We start from the raw sequence: 15,531 nt of genomic DNA on the forward strand, positions 1-15,531 counted from the left end.
AGAAGCACGCAACGTGAAAAACCAGAACCCCGCCGCCCCCGCCAAGGGCGCAGGCGCCGGCGCCGCAGGTGGGAAAAACACCCGGAACACCGGGCCGGGCCGCCTGCTGATCGCGGTCTACGCGGTCTTCGCGATCTCGGCGACGGCCCGCGCCGGCTACCAGATCCTCACCAAGTTTTCCGAGGCGCCGCTGGCGTACCTGCTGTCCGCGTTCGCGGCCCTGGTCTACGTCGTGGCCACCGTATCCCTCGCCAAGGCCGGCAGCACATGGTTCAAGGTGTCCGTCGCGGCGGTACTGGTTGAACTGGTGGGCGTGCTGGTGGTGGGCGCGCTGAGCGTCTTCGACTCCGTCCAGTTCCCGCACGAGACGGTGTGGTCCCTGTTTGGCCGCGGCTACGGCTTCATACCGCTGCTGCTGCCGATCCTGGGCCTGGTGTGGCTGTACCGCCGCCGTCCGTCGCTGAACCGCTGACGGTGCCACTGCCGGCTGGCCGGCAAGTGGCAAAGCCGCACCGCCGGTGCGGGTAATCTTTAGAGAGTTCCGTGGCCGGTACGGTCCTGAACGTTGATACTTGCACGCAGTTAAAGGCGAGGGTGATGGTCTACATCTGGAACGATCCGTCCGAGGTCCCGGCGGACTTCGGCCCATCTGTTGTCACCTTCGGCAACTTCGACGGCGTCCACCGCGGCCACCAGCAGGTCCTGTCGGAGCTGATCCGCACCGCCCGGCTCACCCGGTCCAAGTCCGTGGCAGTCACCTTTGATCCGCACCCCGCCCTGATACACCGCCCGGAGTCGGCGCCGGAACTGATCATGGGCCTCGAAGACAAGCTGGAAGCGCTCGGGGAACTGGGTCTGGACGCCATCCTGGTGATGAAGTACTCCCTGGACCTGGCCAGCCTCACCGCTGAAGAATTCGTGGAGCAATTCCTCGTGGACTGCCTGCACGCCAGCCACGTGGTGATCGGCCACGACGCCCGCTTCGGCCGCGGCAACGCCGGCGACCTGGACACCATGAGGGCTTTGGGCGACAAGTTCGGCTTCGAGGTCCAGGTGATCAGCGAGTTCGGCTCAGAGGGCTACCCCCTCCATAACGACGACGGCACGGACCGCCGCTGCTCCTCCACCTGGGTGCGCGAAGCCCTCCAGGAAGGTGACGTGGCCACGGCAGCCGCAGTGCTGGGCCGCTCTCACCGCATGCGCGGCGAGGTGGTCCACGGCGCTGCCCGCGGCCGCGCCCTGGGATTCCCCACCGCCAACCTGTCCTCCAACGCCAGCGGGCTCATCCCGGCCGACGGCATCTACGCCGGCTGGCTGGTGGACCAGGTGGGGACCCGTTGGCCCGCTGCCATCTCAGTAGGGTCCAACCCCACGTTTGACGGGGTAAGCCGCCAGGTGGAAGCGCACGTGATCGACCGCCCGCACGAAGAGGTGGAAGACTTCGATCTGTACGGCCAGACAGTAGTTGTCGAATTTGTGGCGCGGCTCCGGGGCATGGTGGCTTACCGTGGGCCTGAAGCGCTGGTGGACCAGATGCGCCTGGATGTGGTCCAGGCGCACGACCTCCTGGCCAGGCGCTGACCCGTCCGCAGGCATGCCGCCGCGGGCAACAGCGCAGCAGCGAAAGGCAATACCGTGTCCATTGAGAAGAACACCAGGAAACTGGACGAAGGTATTGTCCGCGATTTCAGCTCGCGGATGAGCTACGCCTCCTACCTGCAGCTGCCAACCCTGCTCAGCGCCCAGCACCCGGTCAGCCAGCCGGAACACCATGACGAAATGCTGTTCATCATCCAGCACCAGACCACCGAGCTGTGGCTGAAGCTGGTGCTCCATGAACTGCGCAGCACCGCGGCGTGGCTCCGGGACGATGACCTCGGCTCGGCACTCAAGGGCATTGCGCGGGTCAAGCACATCCAGAAGACCCTCACCGAGCAGTGGTCCGTGCTGGCAACACTGACGCCCACCGAGTACTCGCAGTTCCGGGGCTTCCTGGGCCACGCCTCGGGATTCCAGTCCAGCCAGTACCGCGCCGTGGAGTTCATCCTCGGCAACAAGAACGCCAAGATGCTGTCGGTCTTCGAATCCGATCCCGAAGCGCACGCGATGCTGGAACAGCTGCTCCACGCGCCGAGTATCTATGACGAATTCCTGGCCTACCTCGCGCGGCAGGGGTTTGATGTGCCCACGTCCGTGCTGGAACGGGATGTCACCCAGGCCCACGAATTTACCCTTGAACTCGTGCCGCTGTTCAAGCACATCTACGAAAACGCCGCGGACAACTGGGCTGCTTATGAGGCCTGCGAAGAGCTGGTGGACCTGGAGGACAACTTCCAGCTGTGGCGCTTCCGGCACCTGCGCACCGTCCAGCGGACCATCGGCATGAAGACCGGAACCGGCGGCTCCAGCGGTGCGGCCTTCCTGCAGAAGGCCCTGGAACTGACGTTTTTCCCGGAACTGTTCGCGGTCAGGACGGAGATCGGCCAATGAGCATCCAGCAGCAGCCCGTGGCAGGAAACGCAGAAGACGCCGTGGCATCCCTGCAGCAGCGCGCTGCCGGGCTGGACCGCCAGGACCGGCTGGCGCACTGCCGCAGCCTGTTCATCGGCACTGACACGCCACTGTCCTACCTGGACGGGAACTCGCTGGGCCGGCCGCTGAGGCGGACCCCTGAGGACGTCGCCGCCTTCATCCGCGACGGCTGGGGCGGGCGGCTGATCCGGGGTTGGGACGAGGAATGGCTGGAGCTGCCGCAGGCCATCGGCGACCAGCTGGGCCGGGCCGTGCTCGGGGCATCGCCCGGACAGGCCATCATTGCCGACTCCACCACTGTGGTCCTCTACAAGCTGATCCGCGCAGCCCTTGCTGCTGTGCAGGACGCGGACCGGAACGAACTGGTCCTGGATACCGAAAACTTCCCCACGGACCGCTACCTCGTCGAGGGCATCGCCCTCGAGGAAGGCCTGACGCTGCGCTGGATCGAAACCGATCCCGCGGCCGGGGTGACCGTTGACCAGGTGCGCCAAGTGACGGGGCCGCGTACCGCCGTCGTACTTTTGAGCCACGTCGCCTACCGTTCCGGCCACTTGGCCGACCTGCCCGCCATCACCCAGGCAGCACACGACGCCGGGGCGCTGGTTGTGTGGGATCTTTGCCATTCCGCGGGGTCGGTGGAGCTGGACCTTGACGGTGCCGGCGTGGACTTCGCTGCCGGCTGCACGTACAAGTACCTCAACGGCGGGCCGGGGTCTCCAGCGTTCGCGTATGTCAACCAACGGCACCTCGCAACGCTCAACCAGCCCATCTGGGGGTGGATGGGGCGCAAGGATGCCTTTGAGATGGCGGCCGGGTACGAGCCGGCCCCCGGTATCCGCGGATTCCTTAGCGGGACGCCGGCGATTTTCGGGATGCTTGCCATGCGCGGCACCCTGGACCTCATTGAGGAGGCAACCATGGCGGCCATCCGGGAGAAGTCCGTCCGGCTGACCACCTTTGCGATCGAGATCTTCGACGAACTGCTGGCACCGTTGGGAGTGGAACTTGCCACGCCGCGCGAGCCCGCGGAGCGGGGCAGCCACATCACGCTGGACCACCCCTCCTTCAGCAAGGAGACGGTGGCGGCGATGTGGGAGGGGGACGTAATCCCGGACTTTCGTTCACCGCGCGGCATCCGGGTGGGACTCTCCCCGTTGAGCACCAGCTTCGAGGAAGTCCTGCACGGGATGTTGGCCATCCGGGACCGGCTGCAAGGCTGACGCCGCGCACGATCGCACATGTATCACACGTGTTTCGACAGGTTAGGTCCTTGCCGGTAAACTGGACGATGGATCCGGCTGCAGTCCGTGGCGGCTGGTTCCTGTTGCGCGCAGCACTGACTGGAATGTCCAATCCGGAGATTCCTGGCACGTTGCGCCGGCAGACCCGGCAGTGAGTTTCTGACCTGGGCCCTCACGGCACATCCCTAGGAGTTATTGTGGCACTTGACGCCGCTGTAAAGCAGTCCATCATCAAGGAATACGCAACCGTCGAAGGCGACACCGGTTCACCGGAGGTCCAGGTTGCGGTCCTGACCCAGCGGATCAAGGATCTGACTGAGCACATGAAGGAGCACAAGCACGATTACCACACCCAGCGCGGTCTGCTGGCCATGGTTGGTCGTCGCAAGCGCATGCTGAGCTACCTCAAGAAGACCGACATCGCCCGCTACCGTGCGCTCATCGAGCGCCTCGGCCTGCGCCGCTAGTCGGACTTAGGGGCGGCCCTTTCCATCGCGGATCGGGCCGCCTTCTTCAAAAGTAAAACTAAACAGGAGGATCAACCGCATCACGCATTCGCGGTCCTCGGTAGTGATCCCCGGGAACGGCTTCGTTGATTGAAGCCGGCGGCCCGTGGGTCTCGATCGATGACCGGGTGCAGGGCCAGTAGACAGATGCTGGCTGGGTTGGTGCGGCTGGACTTCCGTAAAACAGAAACGGAGGTGACTCTCTTGGAGGGTCCCGAAATCCAGTTCTCGGAAGCAGTCATTGACAACGGCCGTTTCGGCAAGCGCGTAGTCCGCTTCGAAACCGGCCGCCTTGCCAAGCAGGCCGCCGGCGCAGCCATGGTGTACATCGACGATGACACCGCACTGCTGTCCGCCACCACTGCCGGCAAGCACCCGCGTGAAGGCTTTGACTTCTTCCCGCTGACGGTCGACGTCGAAGAGCGTATGTACGCTGCCGGCCGCATCCCCGGCTCGTTCTTCCGCCGTGAAGGACGCCCGTCCACCGAAGCCATCCTGGCCTGCCGCCTGATGGACCGTCCGCTGCGCCCCGCCTTCATCAAGGGCCTGCGCAACGAGGTCCAGATCGTGGTGACCGTCCTGGCCATCAACCCGGACGAGCTCTATGACGTGGTGGCCATCAACGCCTCCTCCATGTCCACCCAGCTTTCCGGCCTGCCGTTCTCCGGCCCCATCGGCGGCGTCCGCGTTGCCCTGGTTGCCGACGAAAACGGTTCGCAGTGGGTTGCTTTCCCCAAGCACTCCCAGCTGGAAAACTCCGTCTTCAACATGGTGGTTGCCGGCCGCGTGGCCGGTGACGACGTCGCCATCATGATGGTCGAAGCCGAAGCAACCGACAACTCCTGGAACCTCATCAAGGAACAGGGCGCCACCGCCCCCACCGAAGAGGTTGTTTCCGAGGGCCTCGAGGCTGCCAAGCCGTTCATCAAGGCACTCTGCGACGCCCAGGCTGACCTGGCTGCCCGCGCTGCCAAGCCCACCGTCGAGTTCCCGGTCTTCCTGGACTACGAGGACGACGCTTACGCCGCTGTTGAGGCCGCTGCCGCCGAGAAGCTGGCTGCCGTCTTCCAGATCGCGGACAAGCAGGAGCGCGAAACCGCTGCCGACGAGCTGAAGGACGAGGTCATCTCCTCGCTGGCCGGTCAGTTCGAAGGCCGCGAGAAGGAGCTGTCCGCAGCATTCCGCTCGGTCACCAAGCACGTGGTCCGCCAGCGCATCCTCAAGGACCAGATCCGCATCGACGGCCGCGGCCTGACGGACATCCGCCAGCTCACGGCAGAAGTTGAGGTCCTGCCCCGCGTTCACGGTTCCGCCATCTTCGAGCGCGGCGAGACCCAGATCATGGGTATCACCACGCTGAACATGCTGAAGATGGAACAGCAGATCGACTCGCTGTCACCGGTGAAGACCAAGCGCTACATGCACAACTACAACTTCCCGCCGTACTCCACCGGTGAAACCGGCCGCGTCGGCTCCCCGAAGCGGCGCGAAATCGGCCACGGCGCACTCGCCGAGCGCGCCATCACGCCGGTGCTGCCGTCCCGCGAGGAATTCCCGTACGCCGTCCGCCAGGTGTCCGAAGCTCTCAGCTCCAACGGTTCAACGTCGATGGGTTCCGTCTGCGCCTCCACGCTGTCCCTGTTCAACGCAGGTGTGCCGCTGAAGGCCCCCGTCGCCGGTATCGCCATGGGCCTGGTTTCCGACCAGGTTGACGGTCAGACCCGCTACGCCGCCCTCACCGACATCCTCGGCGCCGAAGATGCCTTCGGCGACATGGACTTCAAGGTTGCCGGTACCTCCGAGTTCGTCACGGCCATCCAGCTTGACACCAAGCTCGACGGCATCCCCGCCTCGGTCCTGGCCGCCGCCCTGAAGCAGGCCCGCGAAGCCCGCCTGCACATCCTTGAGGTCCTCAACTCGGCCATCGACACCCCGGACGAGCTCTCCGAGTTCGCACCGCGCGTCATCGCCGTGAAGATCCCCGTGGACAAGATCGGCGAGGTCATCGGCCCCAAGGGCAAGATGATCAACCAGATCCAGGAAGACACCGGCGCCGACATCTCCATCGAGGACGACGGCACGGTCTACATTGGCGCAACCAACGGCCCGTCTGCAGAAGCAGCACGCTCCGCCATCAACGCCATCGCCAACCCGCAGGTCCCGGAAATCGGTGAGCGTTACCTGGGTACGGTCGTCAAGACCACCACCTTCGGTGCCTTCGTGTCGCTGACCCCGGGCAAGGACGGCCTCCTGCACATCTCCGAACTGCGCAAGTTGGCCAACGGCAAGCGCGTGGACAACGTCGACGACGTTGTCTCGGTGGGCCAGAAGGTCCAGGTGGAGATCACCAAGATTGACGACCGCGGCAAGCTCTCGCTCGCCCCGGTAGTTGCCGAGGAAGAGGGCGCCGAGGTTGAGACCGAGCGCGCCCACACTTCGGAGCCCGCTGAAGGCGCTGACGTCTAACAGTTCCGGTTTCCGGCACAAGCATGAATCGGCGGGGCCGGTGGATGATCCACCGGCCCCGCCGCTGTTACGATGGCAGCCAGATCCCGGCTGCCCCTTTTGAAAGGCCTCAATGACTGTTGTACCCCTGCCGCTTGAGCAGAACCACCGCGGCGACACCCTGGTCCACGGCTCCGACGGCGGCTCCGAGGTCCGGCGTTCGGTGCTGCCCGGGGGAGTGCGGGTGCTGACGGAGGCCATGCCGGGGCAACGGTCTGCAACCATCGGCTTTTGGGTAGGCGTAGGTTCCCGCGATGAGGCTCCCGGACAGCACGGATCCACCCACTTCCTGGAACACCTCCTGTTCAAGGGCACCAAGCGGCGGACCGCCCTCGAGATCGCCTCCGCCTTTGACGAGGTGGGCGGCGAGTCGAACGCAGCAACGGCCAAGGAAAGCACCTGCTACTTCGCCCGCGTCCTGGATTCCGACCTGCCCATGGCCATCGACGTCATTGCCGACATGATCACCGGAGCCGTGCTGGACCCGGCAGAGATGGAACAGGAACGCGATGTGATCCTGGAGGAAATCGCCATGGACAGCGACGACCCCACCGACGTCGCCCACGAGCACTTTGTCTCAGCCGTACTCGGCAACCACCCGCTGGGCCGGCCCATCGGCGGTACCCCGGACGCGATCAAGGCTGTGGCCCGCGATTCCGTGTGGGAGCACTACCAGCGGTATTACCGGCCCGACGAACTGGTGATCACCGCTGCCGGGGGCCTGGAGCACGACGTCGTATGCAACCTCGTGGTGGATGCCCTCGAATCTGCTGGCTGGGCTTTGAAGGCCGAGGCCGCACCCGTGGAGCGGCGCTCCACCGACCGGGCCCTGATTACCGGCACCGCAGGCCTCCACGTGGTCAAGCGCGCAGTGGAGCAGGCAAACATCATCATGGGCTGCCCCACTATCGTCGCCACCGACGAACGCCGCTATGTCATGAGCGTCCTGAACGCAGTATTGGGCGGTGGCATGTCCTCGCGCCTCTTCCAGGAGATCCGTGAGAAGCGGGGCCTGGTGTACTCAACGTATTCCTTCGCGTCCTCCTACGCCGATGCAGGGTACTTCGGTATGTACGCCGGATGCACACCATCCAAGGTGCGCCAGGTTCTGGACCTGTTGGCCATTGAGCTGGAGAAGCTCGCCGAACATGGAATTTCCGACGACGAGCTCCGCAAGGCCGTGGGCCAGCTCGGCGGCGGCATCGTGCTCGCCCTGGAAGATACGGGTTCGCGGATGTCCCGGCTGGGCCGCGCCGAACTCGTCTCCGGCGAGTACCAGGACATCGACGAAACGTTGCGGCTGATCAAAGCTGTGACAGCCGAGCAGGTCCAGGAGCTGGCGGCAGAGCTTGCGGCGGCACCGAGGACTGTAACCGTTGTAGGGCCTTTCGAGGAGACCGAGACGTTCGGGCTCTGATGCAGTACGTGGCGGGACGTGATTCGTAAGCCGGCAGCACTTGGCTCTGGAGGTGAGGGACTGTGGATCGGACCTCATCCGGGCGCGCACCACAGGCCTTGGCTGGCTTCCTGGGCCGATGGAGGGGCAGTACCCGGTTCGCTGCCGGTCCCTGGGGGCCCGAACGGACCGTTGACGCCGAGGTGACCTATACCCCGGTGGCTGGTGGATCCGCGGTGGTGCAGAGCTACAGTCACCGGGAACCGGACGGGGCACATTCCGAAGGTCACGGGATTTTCACCGTGGATCCCGATCACCACGACGTTTTCTGGTACTACGTGGACAACGCGGGCCCGGCACCCGCTGCGGCGGCCCGCTGCACATGGCACAACGGTGCTCTGCGGGTGGAACGCCGTGGCGGTGCCGGCTGGACCCGCCATACGCTGCGCGTCGAAGGCGATGTGCTCACACACGTGACGGAGCTTCGGATCCGTGGCGATAAGGCCTCTGAGGGTGAGCCCGGCGCGGCCGACGGGACAGGCTCAGCCTATGTTCCGTTCATGACCTCATCGTTCCAGCGGAGCTGACAGGTTCAGATGGTCTTGGAATCCAGGCGCCTTCAGAGTCAGCACGGCTTTGAAGTTCACGGCTTTGAAATTTAGGTGATTTCAGAATCCAACCCGTGTCAGAACTGCACCAAATCCCGCTTCCATTCTTTGAGCGGCTCCTGGGGCAGGTTCGGGGGCGTGGCGTAGAAGTCGTCCCAGATGGGGTGGTCGGGTGGGAAGTCGTGGGGGTCTTCGAGGTTGTCGTCGAGGAGCCAGTGCGGTGGTTCCGCTTCCACGAAGCCGGGTGTTTCGTTTGTGGGGAGGAGTCCGGGTGGCCAGTGTGGTGGTTCCCGGTCGGGGTGTTCGGCTGTGTAGTGGCGGCCGGTGGGTGAGGTCCAGCCGGGAGTCCCGGCCCCCAAGGCCGACGTCCTCGTCACCGTCCCGGTGTTCGCCCTGCTCGGCCTCACCAACGAAACCGCCCACCTGGACGGTTACGGGCCCATCCCCGCCTCCATGGCAAGAAAACTCATCGCCAACGGCGCCGCTGGCGTCTTCGAGGAACAGCGCGTTCAGGCGCGCGGTGGAGGCCTGGATGCCTTACATCACTCTTGCCGGTCCCGCGCCGTTGCCCATGCCTACATCTTCCAGCGAGGCACTGACACTTTGTCATTGGATGGGCACGGGCCCAACCGGCTGGAGGAAAACGTGCTCCTAGCCCCCGGCAAAGGGAGGCAGCACGTCCACCACGTCGTCCGCCTTCACAACAACGGCGTGGTCCCGCACGGCCACTTCATTAAGCAGGAAGCTGCTGCGCGAGAGGATGCGGGGCAGCGGGGGAGTTCCGGCCGGGGGCTCAGGACGTTCCACAGAAAGAACTGCCTCCAAGAGGTCGGCAACTGTGGAACCCGGCGCCAGCTCGAAGCGCTCCTCCTCCACACCTGCCGCAGCGCGTGCGGCAGCGAAGTAACGTACGTTCAAAAGTTTCAGCCCCCGATGGCGCTCATGCTGCGGTCCGGCTGGACGAAGTCCGGAGCGTCAAGTCCCACGTGGTCCATCCCGTGGGCTTTTGGCTTGAGCCACATGGCGTCCTGCCACCGTTGGGCGAGGTCGTCGTCGCCGGCGCCAGAACGCAGGAGTCCCAGCAGGTCGAACTCTTCCCGCGAGAACAGGCAGCTCATGATTTTGCCTTCGGCCGTAATCCGGGTCCGCCGGCAGTCCGAGCAGAACGGTTCGGTCACGGAGGCAATAATCCCCACAGTCCCCAGCAAGGGGCCGGAACCAGACCCCGCCTCCCGGCGTCGTACTTCAAAACGTTCCGCCGGGGCACCGTCACGTGCCCGGGGATCGGGGCTGAGGACAAAGTCCGACGAAAGCAGCTGGCGGATCTCGGCGGCCGTAATCATATTCCGCCGGGTCCACCCGTGGTCAGCGTCGAGCGGCATCTGCTCAATGAACCGCAGCTCGTAGCCCCGGTCCAGCGCCCAGGCCAGCAGCGACGGTGCCTCAAGGTCGTTAATGCCCCGCATCAGCACGGCGTTGAGTTTGACGGGCCCGAGCCCTGCAGCCCAAGCGGCATCCACGCCTGCCAGCACCTGGTCCAGGAACGGGCGCCGGGTCAGTTGCGTGAAGGTTTCCTCATGCAGTGAGTCAAGGGATACATTGATCCGGGTCAGGCCGGCGGCCTTCAGCGCCGCAGCCTTCTTCGCAAGGCCCACGCCATTGGTGGTCATCGAAATGGGCAGTTCGGGATGATTCCGGCGCAGCGAGGTAATGATGTCCACCAGATCGTGCCGCACCAAGGGCTCACCACCGGTCAGCCGCAGTTCGCGCACGCCCAGCCGGTCGACGCCGATCCGCACGATCCGCACGATCTCCTCCGCCGACATCACCGCCTGCTTCGCGAGCCACTCCAGCCCCTCGGCAGGCATGCAGTAGGTGCAGCGAAGGTTGCACTTGTCCGTGAGGGAAAGCCTCATGTCCGTTGCCCTGCGGCCGTACCGGTCGGCCAGCCCGGCCGGAGCGTCGGCGGGCCGGGAAGCGGGGACGGACGGCAGCGCCGGGGCCGTTTCCTCCCGTGGCTGCGGCATGCCTAGCTGGACACTCATGAATTCAGGCTACGCCACGATGGGCTCTGGATCACACCCAGGACAGCACACGGGCGGCAGCAGAATCTGCGGGCTGCAGCAGCACCGCGGGTATCCGGCGAACTTATGCTGTAGGTGTGAACAGCTCCCAGCCACAGCAAGCAGCGCACGACGGCGGGACGCAGCTTCCGGCGCGCCCGGCGCCTTCGCTGCCGCGTGGGTCGGGCACGCGCGGTTCAGGCCCGCACGGGCAAGGACCACAAGGCACTGGCCCGCGGCGGCGGGTGTGGCTGGCGGCAGCGGCGGGCGCCGTTGCGGTGGGTGCTGCAGTCGTGCTCGGGGAACTGCTGGCAGGTGTTTTCAGTCCGTCGCTGTCGCCGATCACAGCTGTCGGCGGTGCGGTCATCGATGCCGTCCCGCCCGGGGTGAAGGACTGGGCAGTGGCGCTGTTCGGGACGGCCGATAAGGTGGCGCTCCTGGCCGGTATGGCCTTGGTCATTGCCGTGCTGGCGGGGCTGGCCGGTGTGGTGGAAGACCGCCGCCGGTTTGCCGGCATCGCCATGGTTGGCGTCTTTGGGCTGGTTGGACTGGCAGCCGTCCTGACCCGCGCCCAGGCAACCTTCAACGCGACGGCACTGCCGGTTGTCAGTGCCGTCGTGGCCGCCGTGCTGCTCAGGGCACTGATCGGCAGGCTGCAGGAGTGGGCGGTTAACGAGGTACCGGCCGGCGAGGACGCCGCGCCCGCCCGACGCCGTTTCCTCCAAGCCCTGGCCGGGGGTGCTGCGTTCACCGTGCTGGGCGGCGCCTTGGCTTCAGTGTGGCGTGGCGCCGCCGCCGTCGTCAGCGAAGCAAGAAGCCACGTGGCGCTGCCGGTACCGGCGTCGGCCGCGCCGCCCATCCCGGCCGGGGCAGAGGCAGGCGTAGACGGAATGCAGCCGCTGGTCACGCCCAACCCTGACTTCTACCGCATCGATACCGCACTCACCGTTCCCGCCATCAACCCGGACACCTGGGTCCTGAAAGTTGCCGGCCTGGTGGACCGGGAGGTTCAGCTGTCCTACGCCGAACTGCTGGCCAAACCCCTGGTGGAGCGCCACGTGACCATCGCCTGCGTATCCAACGAAGTGGGCGGCGACCTGATCGGCAACGCCCGCTGGCTGGGCTGGCCGGTCCGCGAACTGCTGGCACTCGCGGGGCCCCAACCCGGCGCGGACATGGTGCTCTCAAAGAGCAGCGACGGCTGGACCGCGGGCACGCCGCTCGAGGTCCTTACAGATAACCGCGATGCGCTGCTCGCCATCGGCATGAACGGTGAGCCGTTGCCCCTGGAGCACGGATTCCCCGTCCGAATGGTGGTTCCGGGTCTCTATGGCTACGTGTCGGCCACCAAATGGGTCACGGAGCTGAAGGTCAGCAGGTTCTCGGACGACGCCGGCTACTGGACGCCCCGGGGCTGGTCTGAGCGCGGCCCCATCAAGACGTCCTCGAGGATTGACGTTCCACGCGCCGGGCGCCCCGTCAAACGCGGAACGGTGATGTTCGGCGGTGTTGCCTGGGCCCAGCACACGGGCATTGCGAAAGTGGAGCTCCGTGTGAACCGGGGCCCGTGGCAGCAGGCCGAGCTTGCCGACGGCATCTCGCTGGATACCTGGTACCAGTGGAAGCTGGCTCTTGAGCTCACTGAAGGCCAGTACGAAGTCCAGGTCCGGGCCACGGATTCCGCCGGGCGCGCCCAGGACGAACAGCGCAGGCCGGTGGTCCCCGACGGAGCCACGGGGTTCCACACGATTAGAGTGGACGTGCAACCCTGATGGCTACCGAAGGCGGAACCATGACCAGCCCGCAACCGCATGGAACGTCAGCGCCTGGTGTGCCCCTGCCTGAAACGTCCCACCAGGGGCGGGACACGGCAAAGCACCACAACCACCAGGCACGGTCCGTAGCTGAGCATGCGGCCGCCGTCGCCCAACTGCTGCAGCCTCTGCGCTCACCCAACCGGACCGAGGTCCTGCCCCTGCGCCAGGCACTTGGCCGCAGCCTGGTCAGCGACGTCACCGCCCCGATCAGCCTGCCGCCGTTCGCCAACTCCCAGATGGACGGCTACGCCGTCCGCAGTGCTGACCTGCCCGACGGCGGCGGAGAGTTGCGCGTTATGCCTCCTGTTCCCGCCGGTGCCAGTCCGGACGGCCTCCTGCCCGGCACAGCTGCGCCGATCATGACCGGAGCCATGCTCCCGGAGGGGGCAGACGCCGTCGTCCCCATTGAACGGGCCGTCCCGGACCGTTTCCTGCCGCCCGCTGACCAGGCAACGGGACAGGCAACGGTGGTGCTGCCGTCCGTAGCTCCCGGCACCTATGTCAGGGAAACGGGCAGCGATGTGAGGGCGGGCGAAACTGCCCTGGCGGCGGGTACCTTCCTGGGCCCGGCCCAGCTGGGATTGCTCGCGGCGCTGGGTATGCCCGAGGTCACTGTCTACCGGGCGGTCTCAGTCCTGCTGGTCACCACGGGTGACGAAGTGGTGGAACCCGGCCGGGACCTTCCCGCCGGGAAGATCTACGACTCCAACGGCACGCTCCTGGAAGCCGCCATGCGGCAGGCCGGGCTGAACGTCCGCCGGACGGGTATCGTCACGGACCACCCGGAAAAACTTCGCGGACTGCTGCGGGCCGAGGGCGGGGCAGTGGACCTCATCGTTACCACCGGCGGGGTGAGCAAGGGAGCGTACGAGGTGGTCCGGCAGGCCATGGAGGACCACCCGGTGGAGTTCCTGCACGTGGCCATGCAGCCGGGCGGTCCGCAGGGGATCGGCACCTTCGAAGGGCGGCCGTTCCTGGGATTCCCCGGCAACCCGGTCAGCTGCCTGGTGTCCTTTGAAATGTTCCTCCGGCCGGTGCTGGCCGGCCTGTTCGGTTCCCCGGCGCCGCGCCTGCCTCTTCGCGCCCGCCTTGGCCACCCGCTCACGTCCCCCGGTCAAAAGCACCAGGTCCGCCGCGGCACGCTGTTGCCTGACGGGACGGTGGAGCTGCAGGGCGGTGAAAGTTCGCACCTGATGCATGCGCTCGCCGGCTCGAACGTGCTGGTCCACGTCCCGGTTGGAGTGGCCGGACTCGCGGCCGGTGCGGAGGTGGAAGTATGGATGCTGTGAATGCAGAACAATCCCCGGCCGCGCTGACGCACCTGCGCCAGGACGGCAGCGCCCAGATGGTGGACGTCTCCGCCAAAACCGAAACCACCCGCGAGGCCACCGCCACCGCCACGGTCCGCACCACGGCAGAGGTCATGGCACTGCTCGGTTCCGGCGGGCTGCCCAAGGGCGACGCCCTGGCCGTGGCACGGGTGGCCGGGATCATGGCCGCCAAAAAAACTTCCGAACTGATTCCCCTCTGCCACCCGCTGCCGCTGTCCAAAGTCACCGTGGACTTTGACCTGGCCGCCGATTCAGTGTCGATCCTCGCCACCGTCAAGACCCGCGGAGTGACCGGCGTTGAGATGGAAGCCCTCACCGCCGTTTCCGTTGCGGCTCTCAGCGTCTACGACATGATCAAGGCTGTGGACAAACACGCCGTCCTGGACAACATCAAGGTGCTGGCCAAGAGCGGCGGCAAGAGCGGGGACTGGACACTGTGAGCACCGCAAACACCCTCAACGCCCCGGAGCCGCACCGCCACGGCGACGTCCAAGGGCGGAAGGCCGGCGTTGTGATCGCCTCCACCCGTGCAGCCGCCGGAATTTACGAGGACGAAACCGGGCCAGTGATCACTGACTGGCTGACCGAACACGGCTTTGACGTGTTCCCGGCCATGGTGGTGCCGGACGGCGAGCCCGTGGGCGCGGCCATCCGTGCCCTCCTTACCCAGCACCCCGCCGTCGTTATTACCAGCGGCGGAACGGGCCTCAGCCCGGACGACCGCACCCCGGACGTTACGCTGCCGCTGCTGGACCACGAGATTCCCGGCATCATGGAAGCGGTCCGCCGTGCGGGCGCTGCCAAAACACCGCTGGCCGCACTGAGCCGCGGTTACGCCGGCGCTGCCGGAGAAACCTTCATCATCAACCTGCCCGGATCACCCAAGGGGGTCATGGACGGCCTGACCGTGCTGGACCCGCTGATCGGGCACCTTTGCGACCAGCTGGAAGGCGGACATGGGCACTGAAACATCATTCGAGGTGGTCAACGCGGTACTGAGCGCAGAGCCTATCTCCGTTGACCAGGCCATCGCGGCCGTTGAGAGCGACACCGCAGGTGCGGTGGTCAGCTTCAGCGGGGTGGTGCGGAATCACGACGGCGGCAAGGCCGTTGAGCGCCTCAGCTACAGTGCGCACCCCATGGCACACCAGGTGATGGCCGACGTCGTTGCGCAGCTGGTCGCTGAACAGCAGGTACAAGGGAACAGCGGCCCGGGTGGTTCACCGCAGCCAGTGCGGATCTGGGCGGGACACCGCATCGGCATGCTTGAGATCGGCGATCCAGCACTGGTCTGCGCCGTGTCCGCCGCGCACCGGGGGCAGGCCTTTGCCGTCTGCTCCGAGCTGGTGGACCGGATCAAGCAGCAGGTTCCCATTTGGAAGGAACAGTTCTTTACCGACGGAACGGTGGAATGGGTGGGCGCAGGAGGTTAGCCCTGCGGCACGCAGGCAACTCCGGAACCCCTGGAGTCAACTGCGTGCACGTGCGAGGTAACGCACACTCCCCGGTTCCTGCCCGGCGCGGGCCCA

16 protein-coding genes and 1 pseudogene are annotated in these 15,531 nt (G+C 66.0%); 14 read left to right on the plus strand and 3 right to left on the minus strand.

Translation table 11 applies throughout. From position 1 onward, the window contains the following. Nucleotides 1–13: 13 nt before the first annotated feature. The 8 genes from BACI348_RS08025 to BACI348_RS21000 all read left to right on the plus strand — a co-directional run bounded on the left by BACI348_RS08025 (nt 14) and on the right by BACI348_RS21000 (nt 8,770). Nucleotides 14–472, plus strand: a complete 459-nt coding sequence (locus BACI348_RS08025; RefSeq protein ID WP_159824748.1) for a hypothetical protein — start codon at nt 14–16, stop codon at nt 470–472. 125 nt (nt 473–597) lie between these two features. Next, nucleotides 598–1,581, plus strand: coding sequence for a bifunctional riboflavin kinase/FAD synthetase (locus BACI348_RS08030; RefSeq protein WP_159824750.1), 984 nt, complete (start codon nt 598–600; stop codon nt 1,579–1,581). 54 nt (nt 1,582–1,635) lie between these two features. After that, nucleotides 1,636–2,490 (plus strand): tryptophan 2,3-dioxygenase, encoded by an 855-nt coding sequence (gene kynA, locus BACI348_RS08035; protein WP_159824752.1) that lies wholly within the window; start codon nt 1,636–1,638, stop codon nt 2,488–2,490. Further along, the gene (gene kynU / locus BACI348_RS08040; RefSeq protein WP_159824754.1) at nt 2,487–3,755 is read left to right on the plus strand and encodes a kynureninase; all 1,269 of its coding nucleotides are present in this window, start codon (nt 2,487–2,489) and stop codon (nt 3,753–3,755) included. The genes kynA and kynU overlap by 4 nt, the downstream gene beginning before the upstream one ends. A gap of 218 nt (nt 3,756–3,973) precedes the next feature. Beyond that, the gene (gene rpsO / locus BACI348_RS08045) at nt 3,974–4,243 is read left to right on the plus strand and encodes a 30S ribosomal protein S15 (protein ID WP_159824756.1); all 270 of its coding nucleotides are present in this window, start codon (nt 3,974–3,976) and stop codon (nt 4,241–4,243) included. Between the two features lie 243 nt (nt 4,244–4,486). Beyond that, on the plus strand, nt 4,487–6,748 hold the full coding sequence (locus BACI348_RS08050) for a polyribonucleotide nucleotidyltransferase (protein WP_159829921.1): 2,262 nt from the start codon (nt 4,487–4,489) through the stop codon (nt 6,746–6,748). Between the two features lie 112 nt (nt 6,749–6,860). Then, nucleotides 6,861–8,204: a M16 family metallopeptidase gene (locus BACI348_RS08055; protein ID WP_159824758.1), complete on the plus strand. Its 1,344-nt coding sequence runs from the start codon at nt 6,861–6,863 to the stop codon at nt 8,202–8,204. A 281-nt stretch (nt 8,205–8,485) separates the two neighbouring features. Further along, complete coding sequence (locus BACI348_RS21000; protein ID WP_236557733.1) at nt 8,486–8,770, plus strand: DUF1579 domain-containing protein; 285 nt, start codon at nt 8,486–8,488, stop codon at nt 8,768–8,770. 98 nt (nt 8,771–8,868) lie between these two features. On the opposite strand, the gene BACI348_RS20660 is transcribed toward BACI348_RS21000, so the two are convergent. Next, entirely contained in the window at nt 8,869–9,150 is a 282-nt protein-coding gene (locus BACI348_RS20660) for a hypothetical protein (RefSeq protein ID WP_236557492.1), read from the minus strand. On the opposite strand from BACI348_RS20660, the pseudogene BACI348_RS21090 reads away from it, so the two are divergent. Continuing rightward, nucleotides 9,137–9,286 (plus strand): annotated as a pseudogene (locus tag BACI348_RS21090) (HNH endonuclease signature motif containing protein); the annotation flags it as partial. The gene BACI348_RS20660 and the pseudogene BACI348_RS21090 sit on opposite strands and share 14 nt — an antisense overlap. Before the next feature lie 156 nt (nt 9,287–9,442). Here the strand turns inward: BACI348_RS21090 and BACI348_RS08070 are convergent. Together BACI348_RS08070 and moaA are read right to left on the minus strand one after the other, a co-directional pair. After that, a complete protein-coding gene (locus BACI348_RS08070) occupies nt 9,443–9,709 on the minus strand; it encodes a MoaD/ThiS family protein (RefSeq protein WP_159824762.1) in 267 nt (88 codons plus the stop codon). 5 nt (nt 9,710–9,714) lie between these two features. Continuing rightward, entirely contained in the window at nt 9,715–10,836 is a 1,122-nt protein-coding gene (gene moaA / locus BACI348_RS08075) for a GTP 3',8-cyclase MoaA (RefSeq protein ID WP_201298401.1), read from the minus strand. Between the two features lie 263 nt (nt 10,837–11,099). Between moaA and BACI348_RS08080 the strand changes: the two genes are divergently transcribed. The 5 genes from BACI348_RS08080 to BACI348_RS08100 are packed head-to-tail and all read left to right on the plus strand — an operon-like array spanning nt 11,100 to nt 15,435. After that, on the plus strand, nt 11,100–12,626 hold the full coding sequence (locus BACI348_RS08080) for a molybdopterin-dependent oxidoreductase (protein WP_236557684.1): 1,527 nt from the start codon (nt 11,100–11,102) through the stop codon (nt 12,624–12,626). Between the two features lie 20 nt (nt 12,627–12,646). After that, the gene (locus BACI348_RS08085; protein WP_236557493.1) at nt 12,647–13,960 is read left to right on the plus strand and encodes a molybdopterin molybdotransferase MoeA; all 1,314 of its coding nucleotides are present in this window, start codon (nt 12,647–12,649) and stop codon (nt 13,958–13,960) included. Then, nucleotides 13,948–14,442 (plus strand): cyclic pyranopterin monophosphate synthase MoaC, encoded by a 495-nt coding sequence (gene moaC, locus BACI348_RS08090; protein WP_159824768.1) that lies wholly within the window; start codon nt 13,948–13,950, stop codon nt 14,440–14,442. The genes BACI348_RS08085 and moaC overlap by 13 nt, the downstream gene beginning before the upstream one ends. Beyond that, entirely contained in the window at nt 14,439–14,969 is a 531-nt protein-coding gene (locus BACI348_RS08095) for a MogA/MoaB family molybdenum cofactor biosynthesis protein (protein ID WP_159824770.1), read from the plus strand. Before moaC ends, BACI348_RS08095 begins: the two co-directional genes overlap by 4 nt. Beyond that, nucleotides 14,959–15,435, plus strand: a complete 477-nt coding sequence (locus tag BACI348_RS08100; protein ID WP_159824772.1) for a molybdenum cofactor biosynthesis protein MoaE — start codon at nt 14,959–14,961, stop codon at nt 15,433–15,435. The genes BACI348_RS08095 and BACI348_RS08100 overlap by 11 nt, the downstream gene beginning before the upstream one ends. Nucleotides 15,436–15,531 lie beyond the last annotated feature (96 nt).

The organism is Arthrobacter sp. 9AX, assembly GCF_902506095.1.
GTDB lineage: Bacteria > Actinomycetota > Actinomycetes > Actinomycetales > Micrococcaceae > Arthrobacter.

Bases quoted from the DNA above. Each gene is read 5' to 3' on its own strand.
- BACI348_RS08030 (WP_159824750.1), top strand. From the start codon at position 598: ATGGTCTACATCTGGAACGATCCGTCCGAGGTCCCGGCGGACTTCGGC.
- kynU (WP_159824754.1), top strand. From the start codon at position 2,487: ATGAGCATCCAGCAGCAGCCCGTGGCAGGAAACGCAGAAGACGCCGTG.
- BACI348_RS08055 (WP_159824758.1), top strand. From the start codon at position 6,861: ATGACTGTTGTACCCCTGCCGCTTGAGCAGAACCACCGCGGCGACACC.
- moaA (WP_201298401.1), bottom strand. From the start codon at position 10,836: ATGAGTGTCCAGCTAGGCATGCCGCAGCCACGGGAGGAAACGGCCCCG.
- BACI348_RS08085 (WP_236557493.1), top strand. From the start codon at position 12,647: ATGACCAGCCCGCAACCGCATGGAACGTCAGCGCCTGGTGTGCCCCTG.
- moaC (WP_159824768.1), top strand. From the start codon at position 13,948: ATGGATGCTGTGAATGCAGAACAATCCCCGGCCGCGCTGACGCACCTG.
- BACI348_RS08100 (WP_159824772.1), top strand. From the start codon at position 14,959: ATGGGCACTGAAACATCATTCGAGGTGGTCAACGCGGTACTGAGCGCA.